The organism is Limnohabitans sp., from assembly GCF_023910625.1.
Lineage (GTDB): Bacteria > Pseudomonadota > Gammaproteobacteria > Burkholderiales > Burkholderiaceae_C > Limnohabitans_A.
This window is the reverse complement of the sequence record NZ_JAAVVW010000003.1, coordinates 807,795-823,527: the sequence shown is the minus strand read 5'-3', so window position 1 is coordinate 823,527 and position 15,733 is coordinate 807,795. Positions and strand designations below refer to the sequence as shown.

Here is a 15,733-nt window from a genome sequence, read left to right as displayed (position 1 = left end):
TCCCACCACCATGATTGACATTTCAAAAATCAAAGCCATTTCTCTTGATTTGGACGACACCTTGTGGCCCGTTTGGCCCACGATTGGCCGTGCCGAGGCTGTTTTGCAGGCTTGGCTGTCTGACCATGCGCCGGGGACGGCGGCCTTGTCGGCCGACTTGGCGTTGAAGCAGGCGGTTCGCGCCGAGGTCAATGCCCGCCATGCCGATCGGGCGCACGACTTGTCGTTTTTGCGACTGCAGTCGATACGCGCCTTGTTGCAGCAAGCCGGTGACCCGGTGCACTTGGCGGAGGCCGCTTTTGAGGTGTTTTTTGCCGAGCGCCAGCAGGTGGACCTGTTTGACGACGCCTTGCCTGCGCTGGTTTTTTGGAGCGCCAAGTACCCGATCGTTGCGCTGTCCAATGGCAATGCCGATGTCCACCGCGTGGGCATTGGCCAGCACTTTCACGCCAGCGTGAGCGCCCAGTCTTTGGGGGTGGCCAAGCCGGACTTGCGCATTTTTGTGGCTGGCGCGGCGGCAGCGGGCGTGCAGACCCACGAGGTGCTGCACATTGGCGACGATGCGCACGCCGACTGCGTGGGCGCATTGGCCGCAGGCATGCAGGTGGCCTGGCTCAACCGCGAAGGCCACGACTGGACCCACGGCGACACCCGGCCGCACCTGGAAGTGCGAGACTTGCACGCGCTGTGCGCCAGCTGGCCTGATTACGTCGCTTAGGTCGGCGGCTTCAGCCCCGACATGAGGCCTGAGCTATTCGAATATCAGGAGACAGAGATGACTTTGAAAATTTATGGCATCAGCGCATCCCGCGCTGCACGGCCTTTGTGGGCTGCATTGGAGTTGGGCGTGCCCTTTGAGCACATCGCCATGACCTACAAAGCGGGCGCGACACGCACACCCGAATTTTTGGCGCTCAACCCCAATGGCCACATTCCTGTGGTGTGTGACGAACGCCCCGAAGGCACCGTCACCGTGTGGGAAAGCATGGCCTGCGCCCTCTACATCGTCCGCGTGCATGGCCAGCCCAATGGCCAGTCGATCACCCCCGCCACACCCCGCGAAGAAGCCGAAGTCCTGCGCTGGAGTTTCTGGACGGTGACCGAGCTGGAAAAAGACGCGCTCACCGTGCTGATGCACCGCATGGCCATGCCCGCCGACCAGCGCAAACCGGAGTTGGCCGAGCAAGCCGAAAACCGCTTGAAGGTGCCGCTGGCCGTGCTGGAGGCGCATTTGCAAGCCCAACACGCTCAAGGCCAGGCGCATTTGGCGGCCAATCGTTTCACCGTGGCCGATGTGTGTGTGGCCAGCGTGGCCAACTGGATTCGCCCGGCCCCGGGCTTGCTGGCGCAATACCCGGCGGTGTCAGGCTGGCTGCACGCTTGTATGGAGCGCGAGGCGCAAAAGCGCGTTCGGGCGTTGCCTTGAAGGATGTGGCCGTGACGCGAGCATTCGTCAGGCTTATGTCTTAGGTGGTTTGTGCCGGCAGCGCGTGCAGCCGAATACCCAAGGCCGAGGTAACTTTCAAGATCGTCGCAAAACTTGGGTTGCCCTCTCCAGAAAGCGCTTTGTAGAGACTTTCCCGGCCCAGCCCCGTGTCGCGTGACAGTTGAGACATGCCTTTGGCGCGGGCGATGTGGCCCAGCGCCTTGGCAATGAAGGCGGCATCGTCTCCAGCTTCTTGCAGGCAAGCTTCCAGATAAAGTGCCATGTCTTCCTCGGTTTTGAGGTGTTCGGCGCTGTCCCATTTGCGCAGCTTGAGTGTGCTCATCTCCTTACTCCTTCAATTGGCGAGCGAGTTCGTGCGCCGTTGCAATGTCTTGGGTTTGACTGGATTTGTCGCCCCCGGCCAGAAGAATCACGATTTCCATACCGCGCTGTGTGAAATACACGCGAAAGCCAGGGCCATGGTGAATTCGCATTTCGGATACGCCCTCACCCACAGCCTTGTGATCCCCGAAGTTGCCTTCTTCGGCACGATCGATGCTGGTCTGAATGCGTCTGGCAGTTTGTCTGTCCTTCAAGGACTCAAACCACAGATCAAAGACTTCGGTGGTGTAAATCGTCTTCACGGCTCATTGTATCAATTGGGATACGGTTTTATGGAGTTGGTGTTGATGGGCTTAGCGTTTGTGGGGTGTATGCGGCTTCAAAGTCCGCGCCCTCGTTCATCTGCTGAATGACGTGCAACAAGCCGTGGCTGCCCACTTGGGCCAGCCAGGGGCGCACTTCGCGCCCGGCGTCCGAATAGACGGGGCTGAGGGTGGGCTGGCCTTGGGCCACGCGTTCAAAGTTTTTGTCGTCGCCAAAACGGTGAACGCCAGCCAGCCATTGCTGCAAGGATTGGTAGGTCAGCAGCTCGTCGCGTGAGGGCCGGGGGATGCGGGTGCTGATCAGAAATTGCCAGTGGTTTTCTGAATGCTCGGGTGCTTCGCTGATGACCACGGCCAGACCTTCGTCAAACCACTGGGGCATGCGTTTCCACGCAAACAGGGTCAAGCGTGTGCTCATTTCTGCGTGTGACCATTCGTGTGCCAGAAAGTGCCAGTTCAACCCACGCGGCGACAGCAGGATGCGTTGGCCGAAAACCTTGCCCATTTCGCCTCGCCCGCCCAAGGCGGCGTAGCATTTTTCGGTGATGCAGGCGTGCACGGTGGGGCTTGCGCTAACGCTGCCGTAGGCCATGCGGACGGCCGCTTCGGCCCGGGCCATGTCTGCGCGCAGTCGATCCCCCGTGGCTTCATCGGTCCCAACTTCAGCCTACAGATGGGGCGCGATCGGGATCAGGCCAAAACTTTCAGGGGCCAGCAATTTGCCGCTTTGCGCCACGCTGTGCAGCATGCCGCAGCCACTCAAGAGGACCAAGGACAAAAGGAGTGCGAGGGTGCGCAGTCGGATCATGTGGACTCCGGGGGCTGGGGTTCATAAACCAACAAATCCCCCGGTTGGCATTGCAAGACTTCGCAGATGCGCTCCAGCGTGTCAAAGCGCACGCCTTTGACCTTGCCGGACTTGAGCAGGGAAATGTTGACTTCGGTGATGCCGACAGCGGCGGCCAGATCGCGGGAGCGCATCTTGCGGCGGGCCAGCATCAGGTCGAGTTGAACGATGATGGTCATCAGACAAACGCCTTGTTTTCTTCGGCGATTTCCGACATCCAGGCCATCAGGTAAGACAGCATGAGCAAGACGCCGCAAATCAACAGGCCCAACAAGTCGCTGGGGTGCATTTCCCAATTCCAGAGCTGAGATTGCGGTGGCAGGTGCAAGGTGACCAGATAACTCCAGAGTGGGCGGGTCGCAATGCCCAGCACGGCGCAGCCCAAGCCCGCCCAGGCACCGCGTTGCAGCCAGTTGCTGCTGATGGTGCTCAAGCCCATGTCGCGCAATAAATGTTGGGTGGCTTGCCACAGACAAATTACAGCGGCCAACAACAGGAACCACAGGGTCAGATTAAGGCCAACGGCGCTGCCGAGTTGCCAACTCGCACCAGCGTTTAGATCGCGTTGCCAATAACTGCCGACCTTGTGCAGAAATTCCGAGGGGTCTTGCAAGGGGTGAAGAATGTGAAGCAGCACCCAGAATGTGTAGATGCTGCCCAAGACTCTCAGAGTCCAGATGACCGTGGCGACTTTGCGCCGCAGTTGGGTGTGGTGTGCCGAGGTGATTGATGTGGATGTGTTCATGCCATGCCTCCTTGTGAAAGAAGGTATTGAAATTCAAAAATGGAATTAAAGCAATAAAAATTTATTGTTTAACATTAAATTTTTATCGAGATAGTGCATTCAAGATGCTGTTAAACAGCATCGACTCCTCACCCCCTGAACCTTCCACGCCAACCTCAGCTTGCGCAGCGTCGCGAACGCGTGTAAGACGTTGCCGAATGATTAAAAAATTTCCTGAACGGGAAATAATGTAGATGTATGTGCCTGTAGTAGAGAAAATTTCCCGTTCGGGAATTATGTCTTGCTAAGAATCGAGGTTTGTTGCAAAATTTCCTGAGCGGGAAATTTAGCAAACCATGACCAGTATTCGTTCATCTCAGCAATTGGGCGATGCCATCCGCACCGCCCGCAAGCAGCTTGCACTCACGCAGCCGCAGTTGGCCTTGGCCGCAGGGGTGGGGGTGCGCTTTGTGGTGGAGCTGGAGGCGGGTAAGCCCACGGTGCGGCTGGCGCAGGTGCTGCGGGTCATTGAGGCATTGGGTGGTGAATTCAGCTTGAATGGTTTGCCTGCAGCCGCTTTGGCTGCCGAGCCGAAACGCGAAGGACATGACGATGGCGCATGAACTGGATGTCTGGCTGTTTACCGACCGTGTGGGCACCTTGAGCTTGGCGCAGGGGCGGCTGAGTTTTGGCTATGCCCCTGGCTGGCTGGCGCAGCCGAATGCGGTGGCGTTGTCCCTGTCTTTGCCTCTTCAGGCCGAGCCTTTCGACGATCACATGACGCGTCCCTTTTTTGCAGGACTGTTGCCCGAAGGGCAATTGCGCCGTCTGCTTGCACGCCATTTGCAAATCTCAGGGCAGAACGATTTCGCGCTGCTGGACCACATCGGCGGCGAATGCGCAGGAGCCGTGACCTTTTTGGCACGAGGGCAGACTTTGCCTGCAGCCGCCGGCACTAAAGATGTGCGCTGGCTGAGCGATGAAGAAGTCGTTGTTATTCTGGATGAGTTGCCGCGTCGCCCCATGCTGGCGGGTCAGGATGGGTTGCGGCTGTCTTTGGCCGGTGCTCAGGACAAACTGCCGGTGGTTTTTGATGGCCATCGTATTGGCTTGCCGCGCAACGGCACACCCAGCTCTCACATCTTGAAGCCGCCGATTCATGCCGTGGAGGACAGCGTGACCAACGAGGGTTTTTGCATGGCGCTGGCCGAGGCCATGCAACTCAAGCCTGCGAAGTCACAAATTCATGTTGTGCTGAATCGCCCGTTCTTGCTGGTCGAGCGCTATGACCGAATCATGGAGACACAAGGCCGCAGGTTGCGCCTGCATCAGGAAGACTTTTGCCAGTCGCTGGGCGTAGTGCCTGAAATGAAATACCAGAACGAAGGCGGACCGGGTCTGGCGCAGTGTTTCGATCTGGTTCGCCGTGTCACACGCCCCAGTGCTCCACACGTTTTGCGTTTGTTCGATGGTGTGATCTTCAATGTCTTGGTCGGCAACCACGATGCGCATGCCAAGAATTTCTCTCTGTTGTACGCGGGCCAGACGCCTTTTTTGGCACCGTTTTATGACCTGCTCTCAACGGCGGTGTATCCGGCGCTGACGCCCAAGATGGCCATGAAAATTGGCAGCAAATACAAGTTCAGCGAAGTTCAGGCACGGCATTGGGAGCAGTTTGCGCAAAGCGCAGGTTTGGCCAGATCCCCAGCCAGAAAACGCATCTTGGAATTGGCCAAGGCACTGCCCGGTGCCGCCTGCGCACTCCAGCAAGCCAGTGGCAGCCGATATTTGGGGAATGCCGTGGTGGAGCGCATCGTGGTGCTGATTGAGCAGCGCTGTGCTTTGACGGTTCAAAGGCTCAGTGCGCCGATGACCGATGCGAATGTTTCACCCGATTGATGTGAAGGATGTGCGGCGGCTCAAAACCGCCCCAGCGCCTGCATCTTCCACGCCAGCCACAGCTTGCGCAGCGGCGTCAGCGCTATGCGCTGGTGCAGCACCTGATAGCCCGATGCCTCGATCTCGCGCAGCAAGGTGCGGTAGATGCTGGCCATCATGAGGCCGGGTTTTTGGGCGCGGCGGTCGGCCGCAGGCAGCAGGGCCAGAGCTTCGTCGTACAGAGCGTGGGCGCGTTCGGTCTGGAACTTCATCAGCGCGGTGAAGCGGTCTGAGTAGTCGCGCTGCATCAGTTCGTTGGCTTTGACGCCAAAACGTTGCTGCTCATCGAGCGGCAGGTAGATGCGCCCGCGCATGGCGTCTTCGCCCACGTCGCGGATGATGTTGGTCATCTGAAAGGCCAGGCCCAGTTTGTGCGCATAGGCCGTGGTCGCCTCGTCAGTCTGGCCAAAGATGCGGGCGGCGATTTCGCCCACCACACCCGCCACCAAGTGGCAATATTTTGTGAGGCCAGCAAAGTCCAGATACCGGGTTTGGTTCAGGTCCATCTGGCAGCCATCGATCACGGCCATCAGGTGGCGGCTTTCGATGCCGAAGGTGGGGGCCAGGGGCACCAGAGCGTGCATGACGGGGTGGCTGGGCTGGCCAGCATAGGCTTGTAGCACTTCTGTTTGCCACCAGCCGAGCTTGGCAGCCGCCACGCTGGGGTCTTTGATTTCATCGACCACGTCGTCCACTTCACGGCAGAAGGCATAAAAGGCGGTGATGGCCGCGCGGCGCTCGGGAGGGAGGAACAGGAAAGCGTAATAAAAGCTGCTGCCCGAGGAGGTGGCTTTTTGCTGGACGTAGTCTTGCGGGCTCATGGGCTGGGATTCTCGCACCCAAAGGGGGGATTCAAGAGCGGGGCACGCCACACATTTTTTGGAATTGCTGGTTCAGTACAGCCCATGAGCCCCATCTCAGTGCGATGCGCCAGAGCAGGGCACGCACTTCGTGGCGCGGCATTTTGATGCGCTGGTTCAGGGCCGCTGGTCCGGCCTGGCGCAGCAGTGCCAAGGTGCGTGCACCAATCAGGGCTGGCAGGGCGCTGGCCAGGCGCAGGCGCAGTGGCTTGAGCGCCAGGGCGTAGCGCATGCCGTCGGCCAGTTGCGCTTGGGTGTGGTCCAGCCACTGGGTGTAGAGCGGGGTCAGGGCTTGCAGGGTGTCAGCATCAGGGTTGACAGCGGCTTGAGCCAAAAGTTCAGGGCTCAGGCCCGCCTGCCTGAGCGTCTCCTCCGGCCAGTAGCAGCGCCCAGCAACCAGGTCCGCTCCGGCATCTCGAACGATGTTCAGGCGCTGCAGTCCCATGCCGTATTCGCGCCCGATGCGCAGCATCTCGGCCTGGGGCAGCAGGCTGTAGCCGGGCAGGTGGCGTCCGCACAGCTCGGTCCAGAACTCGCCCACGCAACCGGCCACCAGCCAGGTGTATTCGCTCAGTTCGGCTTCGGTTTGCAATGCCTGAAGACCTGGGCCAAAGCGGTTCATGTCCAGCTGTTGGCCCTGGGTGATGTGGCGCAGCACTTGGCGCACGCTGGTTTGGTCGGCCTCTGACAAAGTGTGCAAAAGCCGCAGACATTGGGGCAAGTCCAGCATCAGGGCGCGCTCATGCGGGTCAGTTTGTTGTGCGGCAAAGGCCTGGGTCAGGCGGGACAGCTCGCAGCTTTCTTCAGCCGAAGTGGCCTGGGCGGCAATCGTTTGCGCCATGAGGTCCAGCAAGACCTGGCGCTCCGTCAAGGGCAGGGCGGTGGTGTCGGCCACCGTGTCGGTAGCGCGGGCCAGCAGGTAGCCGATGGCCACCGGGGCTTGCAGTGCGCCCGGCAAAAGGCGGATGGACAGGTCGAACGAGCGCGAAACGTGGTGCAGCAATTGGTGCTGGGAGGCGCTCAGGCTCCGGCGCGGGTGGCCTGACGCGCCGAGCTGTGGCGGCTGGAATGAGGGGGGCTTGAGCATGGTCAATCCGTATTGTCGCTTGACAGCTGGACCTGCTTTGAATAAATTACTGACCAGTCATTCATTACCATTCCTTGAGAATTTCATGTCCTCTTTTTTATTACCCGCCACGCGACGAGTTGTCCATTGGTGCGCACTTGCGGCGCTTTTGACCACATTGTTGGCCTGCTCCAAATCTGAAGCGCCACCAGCGCCTTTGCGCGCGGTCAAGTTGATCACGGTGTCCGGCACCGATCTGGTTGTGGGCGGTGAGTTTTCGGCCGAAGTGCGGGCGCGCGTGGAGTCTCGGCTGGGTTTTCGGGTGGGCGGCAAATTGGTGCAGCGCCCTGTCGAGGTGGGGCAACGGGTGGCCGTTGGGCAGTTGTTGGCCTTGATTGACGCACAAGACTTTCAATTGGCCGCTCAGGCCGCCCAGGCGCAGGTGAGTGCTGCGCAAAGTCAGCGCGATTTGGCTGCGGCAGAATTCAAGCGCTTTGAGGCCCTGAAGGTGCAAAACTTCATCAGCGGCGCCGAGTTGGAGCGGCGCGAAGCCGGCCTGAAGTCGGCCGAGGCGGCTTTGAACCAGGCCAAAGCCCAAGCGCAGGCGCAAGGCAATCAGGCTGGTTATGCGCGTTTGACCGCCAGCCATGCCGGCGTGATCACCGCCATCGAAGCCGAAGCGGGGCAGGTGGTCTCAGCTGGGCAACCCATCGTGCGTCTGGCCCACGATGGCCCGCGTGACGCCGTGTTTGCCGTGTCTGAGCAATTGGCTTTGGGCTTGAAAATCGGTCAAAGCATGACGGCCACATTGCTCAGCACGGGTCAGCCTTTGAAAGGAAAAATTCGGGAATTGGGCGCCAGCGCCGATCCGGTGACGCGCACCTACACCGTCAAGCTGGCGCTGCAGGCCGGGGAGCGTTTGCCTTTGGGGGCCACTTTGAATGTGCGCGCACCCGGGCTGTCCGGTGCAGCGGTCTCGGCCATCAAACTGCCCACCAGCGCTTTGCGTCAGGAGGGTCAGGGCACGGCAGTCTGGGTATTGGATGAGGCGACCATGACGGTCAACAGCCAGGCGGTTCAGCTGGGCCCGGTCGACGGCAACGAGGTGGTGGTCAGCTCGGGACTCCAGCCCGGTCAAAGGGTGGTCAGTGCCGGGGCGCATGTCTTGTCACCCGGTGAGAAGGTGACGGTGTACGGCGCTGCGCCTGTGTCGGCACCAGCGTCCGTGCCTGCTGCCTCGGCTGCTGCATCGGTCCCTGCTGCAGCCAGCCCGAGGTGATCGCATGAGCAGCCCAGACAACACCCGATTCAACCTCTCGCGCTGGGCGCTGGAGCACCCGGCCCTGACGCGCTACCTGATGGTGGTGCTGATGGTGCTGGGCATGGCGTCTTATTTCCAGCTGGGGCAGGACGAAGACCCGCCTTTTACCTTCCGCGCCATGGTGGTGCAGGCTTATTGGCCCGGCGCTACGGCCGAGCAAGTGGCTGAGCAGGTGACCGACAAGATCGAGCGCACATTGCAAGAGGTGCCTTTTGCCGACAAGATCCGCAGCTATTCAAAGCCGGGCGAGGCGCAGATCATTTTTCAGATCAAGGACAACTCGGACCCCGGGGCGGTGCCGCACATTTGGTACACCGTGCGCAAAAAGATCGGTGACATGCGCGGCAGCTTGCCGCCGGGTGTGATCGGGCCGTTTTTCAACGACGAGTTTGGCGATGTGTTCGGCGTGATTTACGCCTTGGGCGGCGAGGGTTTCACGCCCGCCGAAATCAAGGCCCAGGCCGACAGCTTGCGCCAGCTGCTGCTGCGCGTGCCCGATGTGGCCAAGGTTGAGCTGTTTGGCGTGCAGGCCGAGAAGGTGTTTGTGGAGGTTTCGCAAAAGAAACTGTCGCAGATGGGTTTGGACATGGGTGCTGTGGTGGCACAGTTGAACCAGCAAAACGCGGTGGAATCGGCCGGCAGCATCCAGTCGCCAGTTGATGTGGTGCAGGTGCGGGTGGGTGGCCAGTTCCAGAGTTTGGACGATTTGAAGTCCTTGCCGATTCGCGGCGCTTCGGGGGCGCAAATTCGCCTGTCTGACATCGCCACGGTGCGCCGCGGCTATGCCGATCCGGCCAGTGTGAAGGTGCGCCATGAGGGGCAAGAGGTCATTGCGCTGGGCGTGTCCATGGCCAAAGGCGGCGACATCATCGCACTGGGCAAGTCCTTGCGCTTGGCGATCGCGTCCACACAGGCCAGCTTGCCAGCGGGCATGAGCCTGACCCAGGTGCAGGACCAGCCCAGCGCGGTGGCCAGTTCGGTCAACGAATTCATCAAAGTGCTGATCGAGGCCGTGGTCATTGTGTTGGCGGTGAGCTTTTTGGCGCTGGGACTGCACAAGCGGCCTGGCAACAACCCCCTGTGGCGGCGCTGGACTTTGGACATTCGCCCCGGTTTGGTGGTGGGCATCACGATTCCTCTGGTGCTGGCGGTGACGTTTTTGGCGATGTATTACATGGGCGTCGGCCTGCACAAAATTTCGCTGGGCTCGCTCATCATTGCTTTGGGCTTGCTGGTGGACGACGCCATCATCGCGGTGGAGATGATGGTGCGCAAAATGGAGGAGGGCTACGACAAGGTACGAGCGGCCACCTTCACTTACGAGCTCACAGCCATGCCCATGCTCACGGGCACCTTGATCACGGCGGCGGGTTTCTTGCCGATTGGCATGGCCAAGTCCACAACGGGCGAGTACACGTTCGCGATTTTTGCGGTCACGGTGGTGGCGCTTTTGGTCAGTTGGGTGGCTTCGGTTTACTTTGTGCCTTATCTGGGCACTTTGCTGCTCAAACCCCCGGCGCATCCGGTGGCGGCCGAGCAATTGGACTCCCCACAGATGTACGACACGCCGTTTTACCGGCACTTTCGCGCCTGGGTGACGTGGTGCGTCACCCACCGCTGGAAGACGATTGGCATCACCATCGCTTTGTTTGCGCTGGGCATGGTGGGCATGGGCAAGGTGCAGCAGCAGTTCTTCCCCGATTCTTCACGCCCGGAAATCATGATGGACTTGTGGTTGCCCGAAGGCTCGCCGGTCAAGGCCAGTGAAGACATCACGCGGCGCGTGGAGCAGCGCCTGGCGCAAGAAGAAGGTGTGAAGTCGGTCACAGCCTGGGTCGGCTCGGGCGTGCCGCGTTTTTACCTGCCGCTGAATCAAGTCTTTCCGCAGACCAACGTGTCGCAGCTGATCGTGCAGCCCACCGACTTGAAAACCCGCGAAGTGCTGCGCGCCAAATTGCCCACCTTGCTGGCGCAAGAGTTTCCCGAAGTGCGCGGGCGTGTGCAACTGCTGCCCAGCGGCCCGCCCGTGCCATACCCGGTGCAGTTCCGGGTGGTGGGGCCGGACCCCAAGGTCTTGCGCCTGAAGGCCGACGAGATCAAGACCCAGATGCGCCAAAACCCCAACACGCGCGACGTGAATGACAACTGGAACGAGTCGGTCAAGTCGGTGCGCTTGGTGGTTGACCAAGCCAAGGCGCGTGCATTGGGCGTGAGCAGCCAGTCCATCGCGCAAGCGACGCGCACCTTGCTGACGGGCAGCGCGGTGGGGCAGTACCGCGACGGTGACAAGCTGATCGAGATCGTGCTGCGTCAGCCATTGGCCGAGCGCGATGCTTTGTCCGACCTGGGTCAGGCTTATGTGCCCACGGCCTCAGGCCGGTTCATCCCTTTGCTGCACATTGCCACGCCGGTGTTGGCTTGGGAGCCAGGTGTGATGTGGCGCGAAGGGCGTCAGTTTGCGATCACCGTGCAGTCAGACATCGCCGAGGGCTTGCAGGGCGCCACGGTGACGGCGCAGTTGCTGCCCGAGCTGAAAATGACCGAGGCCACCTGGCAAGGGCAGGGTTTGAGTGGCTACCGCATTGAGGTGGCGGGCGCAGTGGAAGAAAGCGCCAAAGGCTCGGTGTCCATCGCGGCGGGTGTGCCGGTCATGCTGTTCATCACTTTTACTTTGCTCATGCTGCAGTTGCAAAGCTTCAGCCGCGCGATGCTGGTGTTTTTGACCGGGCCCTTGGGCATGGCGGGTGTGGCCAGTGCTTTGTTGGTGCTGGACCGACCGTTTGGCTTTGTGGCCTTGCTGGGCGTGATCGCGCTCATGGGCATGATTCAGCGCAACTCGGTCATCTTGATTGACCAAATTGAGCAAGATCGGGCTACGGGCATGGCCCCTTGGCAAGCGATTGTGGAGTCGGCTGTGCGTCGTTTGCGCCCGATTGTGTTGACCGCTGCAGCAGCGGTGCTGGCCATGATTCCCTTGTCGCGTAGCATTTTCTGGGGGCCGATGGCGGTGGCCATCATGGGCGGCTTGATCGTGGCCACGGCTTTGACGCTGCTGGCGCTGCCAGCCATGTACGCGGCCTGGTTCAAAATTGAGCGCCCCAATCAAACCCGTGCCTGAATCTGACCCACTGAAGCGGCTAAAATAGAACGTTGACCGATTTCAACTGGGCGGTCAGGTGCGTCAGGTGGCTTTAGGGCCGTGAGATGGACCTGCCGCCCTTTTTGTTTGGACTGCGCGGGTGGCGAAATTGGTAGACGCACCAGGTTTAGGTCCTGACGGTGGCAACACTGTGCGGGTTCGAGTCCCGCCCCGCGCACCAACCGACTTCTGGCCTATGGGTTACCTGCGGCCTGAGAGACATTCAATTAACCGAGAACGACGATGACTGTGACTGTTGAAACCCTTGAAAAGCTGGAACGCAAGATCACCCTGACTGTGCCCGTGACGGCCATTCAGTCCGAAGTGGATGCACGCCTGAAGAAAATGGCCCGCACGGTCAAGATGGACGGTTTCCGTCCCGGCAAAGTGCCCATGAATGTGGTCGCCCAGCGCTATGGTTACTCGGTTCAATACGAAGTGATGAACGACAAAGTGGGTGAGGCCTTTTCGGTGGCTGCCAACGAAGCGCAAGTGCGCGTCGCAGGTCAACCCCGCATTTCCGAAAAAGAAGGCGCGCCTGAAGGCGAGCTTCACTTTGAAGCCATTTTCGAGGTGTACCCCGAAGTCAAGCTCGGCAACCTGGCCGACTCCGAAGTCGAAAAATTGACCGCCGAAGTGTCTGATGCCGCCATCGACAAGACCGTGGACATCCTGCGCAAGCAGCGCCGTACCTTCGCCCAGCGCTCTCAAGACACGGCTGCCCAAGACGGCGACCGCGCCACCATCGATTTCGAAGGCAAGATCGACGGCGAAGTGTTTTCTGGCGGTAAAGCCGAAGACTTCCAGTTCATCCTGGGCGACGGGCAGATGCTCAAGGAATTTGAAGAGGCCGTGCGCGGCATGAAGTCCGGCGAAAGCAAGACTTTCCCGTTGGCGTTCCCCGCCGACTACCACGGCCAAGATGTGGCGGGCAAAACCGCCGACTTCATGGTCACTGTCAAGAAAATCGAAGCCGCCAATTTGCCGGAAATCAACGAAGCCTTGGCCAAGTCCTTGGGCATTGCCGACGCCTCGGTGGATGGCCTGCGCACGGACATCCGTAAAAACCTCGAACGCGAAGTGAAGTTCCGCTTGCTGGCCCGCAACAAGCAAGCGGCCATGGACGCTTTGGTGTCCAAGGCCGAGCTGGACCTGCCCCAGGCCATCGTGCAAAACGAGATCGAACGCCTGAAAGACGGTGCCCGTGCCGACCTGAAGCAACGCGGCATCAAGGACGCCGACAAAGCCCCCATCCCTGACGACATCTTCCGTCCCCAAGCCGAGCAGCGCGTGCGCTTGGGGCTCGTGGTGGCTGAAGTCGTGCGTGGCAATACCTTGCACGCCAAGCCCGAGCAGATCCAGGCCCACATTCAGGAGCTGGCCTCCAGCTACGAGCGCCCAGACGACGTGGTGCGTTGGTACAACAGCGACAACCAGCGCATGGCCGAAGTCGAGGCTGTGGTGATCGAGAGCAATGTGTCCGAATTTGTGTTGGGCCAGGCCAAAGTGGTTGAAAAAGCCATCTCGTTTGAAGAACTGATGGGTCAGCAAGCCTGATCGGTTTTGATTCCCTCGAAAAATGGGGCTTGTGCCGAACTTGTGGTTCGGCTGACAAGCCCCATCTCATTGGGGACTTGATCACTCAGGTTAAAGTCCTATTCATATTTTTGGAGAAATGATGAGCACACTGGACATCACAAGCTTGGGCATGGTCCCCATGGTCATCGAGCAGTCGGGCCGTGGCGAACGCGCTTACGACATCTATTCGCGTTTGCTCAAGGAGCGCGTGATCTTTTTGGTGGGGGAGGTCAATGACCACATGGCCAACCTGATCGTGGCCCAGTTGCTGTTTTTGGAGAGTGAAAACCCTGAAAAGGACATCTCTCTGTACATCAACTCGCCCGGCGGTTCGGTCAGTGCCGGCATGGCGATTTACGATACCATGAACTTCATCAAGCCCGATGTCTCCACCCTGTGCAACGGCATGGCCGCCAGCATGGGCGCGTTCTTGCTGTCTTCGGGTGCCAAGGGCAAGAGGTTTTCGCTGCCCAACTCCAAGGTCATGATCCACCAGCCATTAGGCGGTGCACGCGGTCAGGCCACCGAAATCGAAATTGCAGCCCGCGAGATCGTCAAAACCCGAGCTCAGCTCAACCGCATCCTGTCCGAGAACACCGGTCAGCCGCTGGAGAAAATTGAGTTCGATACTGAACGCGACTATTACCTGTCGGCCACCGAGTCCAAAGACTACGGTTTGATCGACGAAGTCATCTCCAAACGCTCTTGAACGTGGCCAGTTCGTAGGGCACCTAGCCAGCGGCGTTGACCTCCCAAGGGTAAACGCCGTTTTTCTTTCGTTATCATTGACGAATTCCGGTTTCCGAGGCGACATCTATGGCCGACAAAAAAGGCTCCACTTCTGAAAAAAACCTGTTTTGCTCCTTTTGCGGTAAAAGCCAGCATGAGGTTAAAAAGCTGATTGCAGGGCCGTCCGTGTTCATTTGTGATGAGTGCATTGATTTGTGCAATGACATCGTACGTGACGAGTTGGGCGCAACTGCTGTGGCTGATGCAGAGAAAGCGGGCTTGCCCACACCTCTGGACATCAAGACCAACTTGGACAATTATGTGATTGGCCAGGAGAAGGCCAAACGCAGTTTGGCGGTGGCGGTTTACAACCACTACAAACGTCTCAAGCATAAAGAGGGCGCAAAAAAAGACGATGTCGAACTGGCCAAGAGCAACATTTTGTTGATTGGTCCCACGGGGTCGGGCAAGACTTTACTGGCGCAGACCATGGCCCGTATGCTCGACGTGCCCTTTGTCATGGCCGACGCCACCACCCTGACCGAAGCCGGCTATGTGGGCGAGGACGTCGAAAACATCGTCGCCAAGTTGCTGCAGACCTGCAATTACGATGTTGAGCGTGCCCAACGCGGCATTGTCTACATTGACGAGATCGACAAGATCACCCGCAAGTCAGACAACCCGTCCATCACCCGCGACGTATCGGGTGAGGGCGTGCAGCAGGCCCTGCTCAAGCTGGTCGAAGGCACCATGGCCAGCGTGCCCCCGCAAGGCGGACGCAAGCACCCCAATCAAGACTTCTTGCAGATCGACACGACCAACATCCTGTTCATTTGCGGCGGTGCGTTTGCGGGCCTGGAAAAAGTCATTGAAAACCGCACCGAATCTGGCGGCATCGGCTTTGGCGCAACCGTCAAGAGCAAAAAGCAGCGCTCGCTCACCGACGTGTTCAACGAGGTCGAGCCGGAAGATTTGATCAAATTTGGACTGATTCCTGAATTGGTTGGGCGTTTGCCAGTGGTGGCCACTTTGGCCGAGTTGAGTGAAGAAGCGCTGGTTCAAATCCTGACCGAGCCCAAAAATGCGGTGGTCAAGCAGTTCACCAAACTTTTGGCCATGGAGGGCGTCGAACTGGAAGTGCGCCCTAACGCTCTCACGGCCATGGCCCGCAAGGCTCTGGCCCGAAAAACCGGTGCCCGCGGCCTGCGGTCTATCATGGAGCAGGCGCTGATTGACACCATGTTTGAATTGCCCAACCAGGCGAACGTTGATAAAGTGGTGGTGGACGAGTCGGTCATCGACGACAACAAGCCGCCGCTGCTGGTTTACCGCGAGTCGGCCAAGCAGGCCTGAGCACAGATTCACCCCCCTGATGAGTACCCCTTTTGCTCGATGGGTTGTAATCGCGGGTGCAGCATCCATGTGCAGTTGAATTGACCT

General features: G+C 59.5%; 17 protein-coding genes and 1 tRNA gene. 10 read left to right on the top strand and 8 right to left on the bottom strand.

The annotated features are described in order from the left end of the window. Window positions 1-10: 10 nt before the first annotated feature. Both HEQ17_RS06985 and HEQ17_RS06980 read left to right on the top strand, forming a co-directional pair. The gene (locus HEQ17_RS06985; protein ID WP_296292062.1) at window positions 11-718 is read left to right on the top strand and encodes an HAD family hydrolase; all 708 of its coding nucleotides are present in this window, start codon (window positions 11-13) and stop codon (window positions 716-718) included. A gap of 57 nt (window positions 719-775) precedes the next feature. Continuing rightward, window positions 776-1,426, top strand: coding sequence for a glutathione S-transferase family protein (locus HEQ17_RS06980; protein ID WP_296292061.1), 651 nt, complete (start codon window positions 776-778; stop codon window positions 1,424-1,426). Window positions 1,427-1,466: 40 nt separating this feature from the next. On the opposite strand, the gene HEQ17_RS06975 is transcribed toward HEQ17_RS06980, so the two are convergent. From HEQ17_RS06975 to HEQ17_RS06950, 6 genes are read right to left on the bottom strand one after another with little or no spacing between them, the layout of a single operon-like run. Next, on the bottom strand, window positions 1,467-1,769 hold the full coding sequence (locus tag HEQ17_RS06975) for an addiction module antidote protein (RefSeq protein WP_296292060.1): 303 nt from the start codon (window positions 1,767-1,769) through the stop codon (window positions 1,467-1,469). Between the two features lie 4 nt (window positions 1,770-1,773). Next, window positions 1,774-2,070: a type II toxin-antitoxin system RelE/ParE family toxin gene (locus tag HEQ17_RS06970; protein WP_296292059.1), complete on the bottom strand. Its 297-nt coding sequence runs from the start codon at window positions 2,068-2,070 to the stop codon at window positions 1,774-1,776. Window positions 2,071-2,098: 28 nt separating this feature from the next. Continuing rightward, entirely contained in the window at window positions 2,099-2,710 is a 612-nt protein-coding gene (locus HEQ17_RS06965; RefSeq protein WP_296292058.1) for a hypothetical protein, read from the bottom strand. A 48-nt stretch (window positions 2,711-2,758) separates the two neighbouring features. Beyond that, complete coding sequence (locus HEQ17_RS06960; protein WP_296292057.1) at window positions 2,759-2,899, bottom strand: hypothetical protein; 141 nt, start codon at window positions 2,897-2,899, stop codon at window positions 2,759-2,761. Then, complete coding sequence (locus tag HEQ17_RS06955) at window positions 2,896-3,117, bottom strand: helix-turn-helix transcriptional regulator (RefSeq protein WP_296292056.1); 222 nt, start codon at window positions 3,115-3,117, stop codon at window positions 2,896-2,898. Before HEQ17_RS06955 ends, HEQ17_RS06960 begins: the two co-directional genes overlap by 4 nt. Further along, window positions 3,117-3,683 (bottom strand): hypothetical protein, encoded by a 567-nt coding sequence (locus tag HEQ17_RS06950; protein WP_296292055.1) that lies wholly within the window; start codon window positions 3,681-3,683, stop codon window positions 3,117-3,119. Before HEQ17_RS06950 ends, HEQ17_RS06955 begins: the two co-directional genes overlap by 1 nt. 335 nt (window positions 3,684-4,018) lie before the next feature. Here HEQ17_RS06950 and HEQ17_RS06945 point away from each other — a divergent pair, with 335 nt between their 5' ends. Together HEQ17_RS06945 and HEQ17_RS06940 are read left to right on the top strand one after the other, a co-directional pair. Further along, on the top strand, window positions 4,019-4,285 hold the full coding sequence (locus HEQ17_RS06945; RefSeq protein ID WP_296292054.1) for a helix-turn-helix transcriptional regulator: 267 nt from the start codon (window positions 4,019-4,021) through the stop codon (window positions 4,283-4,285). Beyond that, window positions 4,275-5,561 (top strand): type II toxin-antitoxin system HipA family toxin, encoded by a 1,287-nt coding sequence (locus HEQ17_RS06940; RefSeq protein ID WP_296292053.1) that lies wholly within the window; start codon window positions 4,275-4,277, stop codon window positions 5,559-5,561. Before HEQ17_RS06945 ends, HEQ17_RS06940 begins: the two co-directional genes overlap by 11 nt. Window positions 5,562-5,581: 20 nt before the next feature. Here HEQ17_RS06940 and hpnD read toward each other — a convergent pair whose 3' ends face one another. Both hpnD and HEQ17_RS06930 read right to left on the bottom strand, forming a co-directional pair. Continuing rightward, window positions 5,582-6,421, bottom strand: coding sequence for a presqualene diphosphate synthase HpnD (hpnD, locus tag HEQ17_RS06935; RefSeq protein ID WP_296292052.1), 840 nt, complete (start codon window positions 6,419-6,421; stop codon window positions 5,582-5,584). A gap of 31 nt (window positions 6,422-6,452) precedes the next feature. Further along, complete coding sequence (locus tag HEQ17_RS06930; RefSeq protein WP_296292051.1) at window positions 6,453-7,547, bottom strand: squalene/phytoene synthase family protein; 1,095 nt, start codon at window positions 7,545-7,547, stop codon at window positions 6,453-6,455. A gap of 85 nt (window positions 7,548-7,632) precedes the next feature. On the opposite strand from HEQ17_RS06930, the gene HEQ17_RS06925 reads away from it, so the two are divergent. The 6 genes from HEQ17_RS06925 (at window position 7,633) to clpX (ending at window position 15,646) form a co-directional block, all read left to right on the top strand. Further along, window positions 7,633-8,805 (top strand): efflux RND transporter periplasmic adaptor subunit, encoded by a 1,173-nt coding sequence (locus HEQ17_RS06925; RefSeq protein ID WP_296292050.1) that lies wholly within the window; start codon window positions 7,633-7,635, stop codon window positions 8,803-8,805. Window positions 8,806-8,809: 4 nt separating this feature from the next. Continuing rightward, window positions 8,810-11,965 (top strand): efflux RND transporter permease subunit, encoded by a 3,156-nt coding sequence (locus HEQ17_RS06920; protein WP_296292049.1) that lies wholly within the window; start codon window positions 8,810-8,812, stop codon window positions 11,963-11,965. Between the two features lie 115 nt (window positions 11,966-12,080). Next, window positions 12,081-12,167, top strand: a tRNA-Leu gene (locus HEQ17_RS06915). Between the two features lie 62 nt (window positions 12,168-12,229). After that, entirely contained in the window at window positions 12,230-13,543 is a 1,314-nt protein-coding gene (tig, locus tag HEQ17_RS06910; RefSeq protein ID WP_296292048.1) for a trigger factor, read from the top strand. A 121-nt stretch (window positions 13,544-13,664) separates the two neighbouring features. Beyond that, the gene (clpP, locus tag HEQ17_RS06905; RefSeq protein WP_296292047.1) at window positions 13,665-14,273 is read left to right on the top strand and encodes an ATP-dependent Clp endopeptidase proteolytic subunit ClpP; all 609 of its coding nucleotides are present in this window, start codon (window positions 13,665-13,667) and stop codon (window positions 14,271-14,273) included. A gap of 107 nt (window positions 14,274-14,380) precedes the next feature. Then, window positions 14,381-15,646: an ATP-dependent Clp protease ATP-binding subunit ClpX gene (gene clpX / locus HEQ17_RS06900; protein ID WP_296292046.1), complete on the top strand. Its 1,266-nt coding sequence runs from the start codon at window positions 14,381-14,383 to the stop codon at window positions 15,644-15,646. The last annotated feature ends 87 nt before the right edge of the window (window positions 15,647-15,733 follow it).

What these genes read in the sequence shown, in the direction of transcription:
- HEQ17_RS06985 (WP_296292062.1), top strand. Translation starts at nt 11, where the DNA reads ATGATTGACATTTCAAAAATCAAAGCCATTTCTCTTGATTTGGACGAC.
- HEQ17_RS06980 (WP_296292061.1), top strand. Translation starts at nt 776, where the DNA reads ATGACTTTGAAAATTTATGGCATCAGCGCATCCCGCGCTGCACGGCCT.
- HEQ17_RS06975 (WP_296292060.1), bottom strand. Translation starts at nt 1,769, where the DNA reads ATGAGCACACTCAAGCTGCGCAAATGGGACAGCGCCGAACACCTCAAA.
- HEQ17_RS06965 (WP_296292058.1), bottom strand. Translation starts at nt 2,710, where the DNA reads ATGGCCCGGGCCGAAGCGGCCGTCCGCATGGCCTACGGCAGCGTTAGC.
- HEQ17_RS06960 (WP_296292057.1), bottom strand. Translation starts at nt 2,899, where the DNA reads ATGATCCGACTGCGCACCCTCGCACTCCTTTTGTCCTTGGTCCTCTTG.
- HEQ17_RS06955 (WP_296292056.1), bottom strand. Translation starts at nt 3,117, where the DNA reads ATGACCATCATCGTTCAACTCGACCTGATGCTGGCCCGCCGCAAGATG.
- HEQ17_RS06950 (WP_296292055.1), bottom strand. Translation starts at nt 3,683, where the DNA reads ATGAACACATCCACATCAATCACCTCGGCACACCACACCCAACTGCGG.
- HEQ17_RS06945 (WP_296292054.1), top strand. Translation starts at nt 4,019, where the DNA reads ATGACCAGTATTCGTTCATCTCAGCAATTGGGCGATGCCATCCGCACC.
- HEQ17_RS06940 (WP_296292053.1), top strand. Translation starts at nt 4,275, where the DNA reads ATGGCGCATGAACTGGATGTCTGGCTGTTTACCGACCGTGTGGGCACC.
- hpnD (WP_296292052.1), bottom strand. Translation starts at nt 6,421, where the DNA reads ATGAGCCCGCAAGACTACGTCCAGCAAAAAGCCACCTCCTCGGGCAGC.
- HEQ17_RS06930 (WP_296292051.1), bottom strand. Translation starts at nt 7,547, where the DNA reads ATGCTCAAGCCCCCCTCATTCCAGCCGCCACAGCTCGGCGCGTCAGGC.
- HEQ17_RS06925 (WP_296292050.1), top strand. Translation starts at nt 7,633, where the DNA reads ATGTCCTCTTTTTTATTACCCGCCACGCGACGAGTTGTCCATTGGTGC.
- HEQ17_RS06920 (WP_296292049.1), top strand. Translation starts at nt 8,810, where the DNA reads ATGAGCAGCCCAGACAACACCCGATTCAACCTCTCGCGCTGGGCGCTG.
- tig (WP_296292048.1), top strand. Translation starts at nt 12,230, where the DNA reads ATGACTGTGACTGTTGAAACCCTTGAAAAGCTGGAACGCAAGATCACC.
- clpP (WP_296292047.1), top strand. Translation starts at nt 13,665, where the DNA reads ATGAGCACACTGGACATCACAAGCTTGGGCATGGTCCCCATGGTCATC.
- clpX (WP_296292046.1), top strand. Translation starts at nt 14,381, where the DNA reads ATGGCCGACAAAAAAGGCTCCACTTCTGAAAAAAACCTGTTTTGCTCC.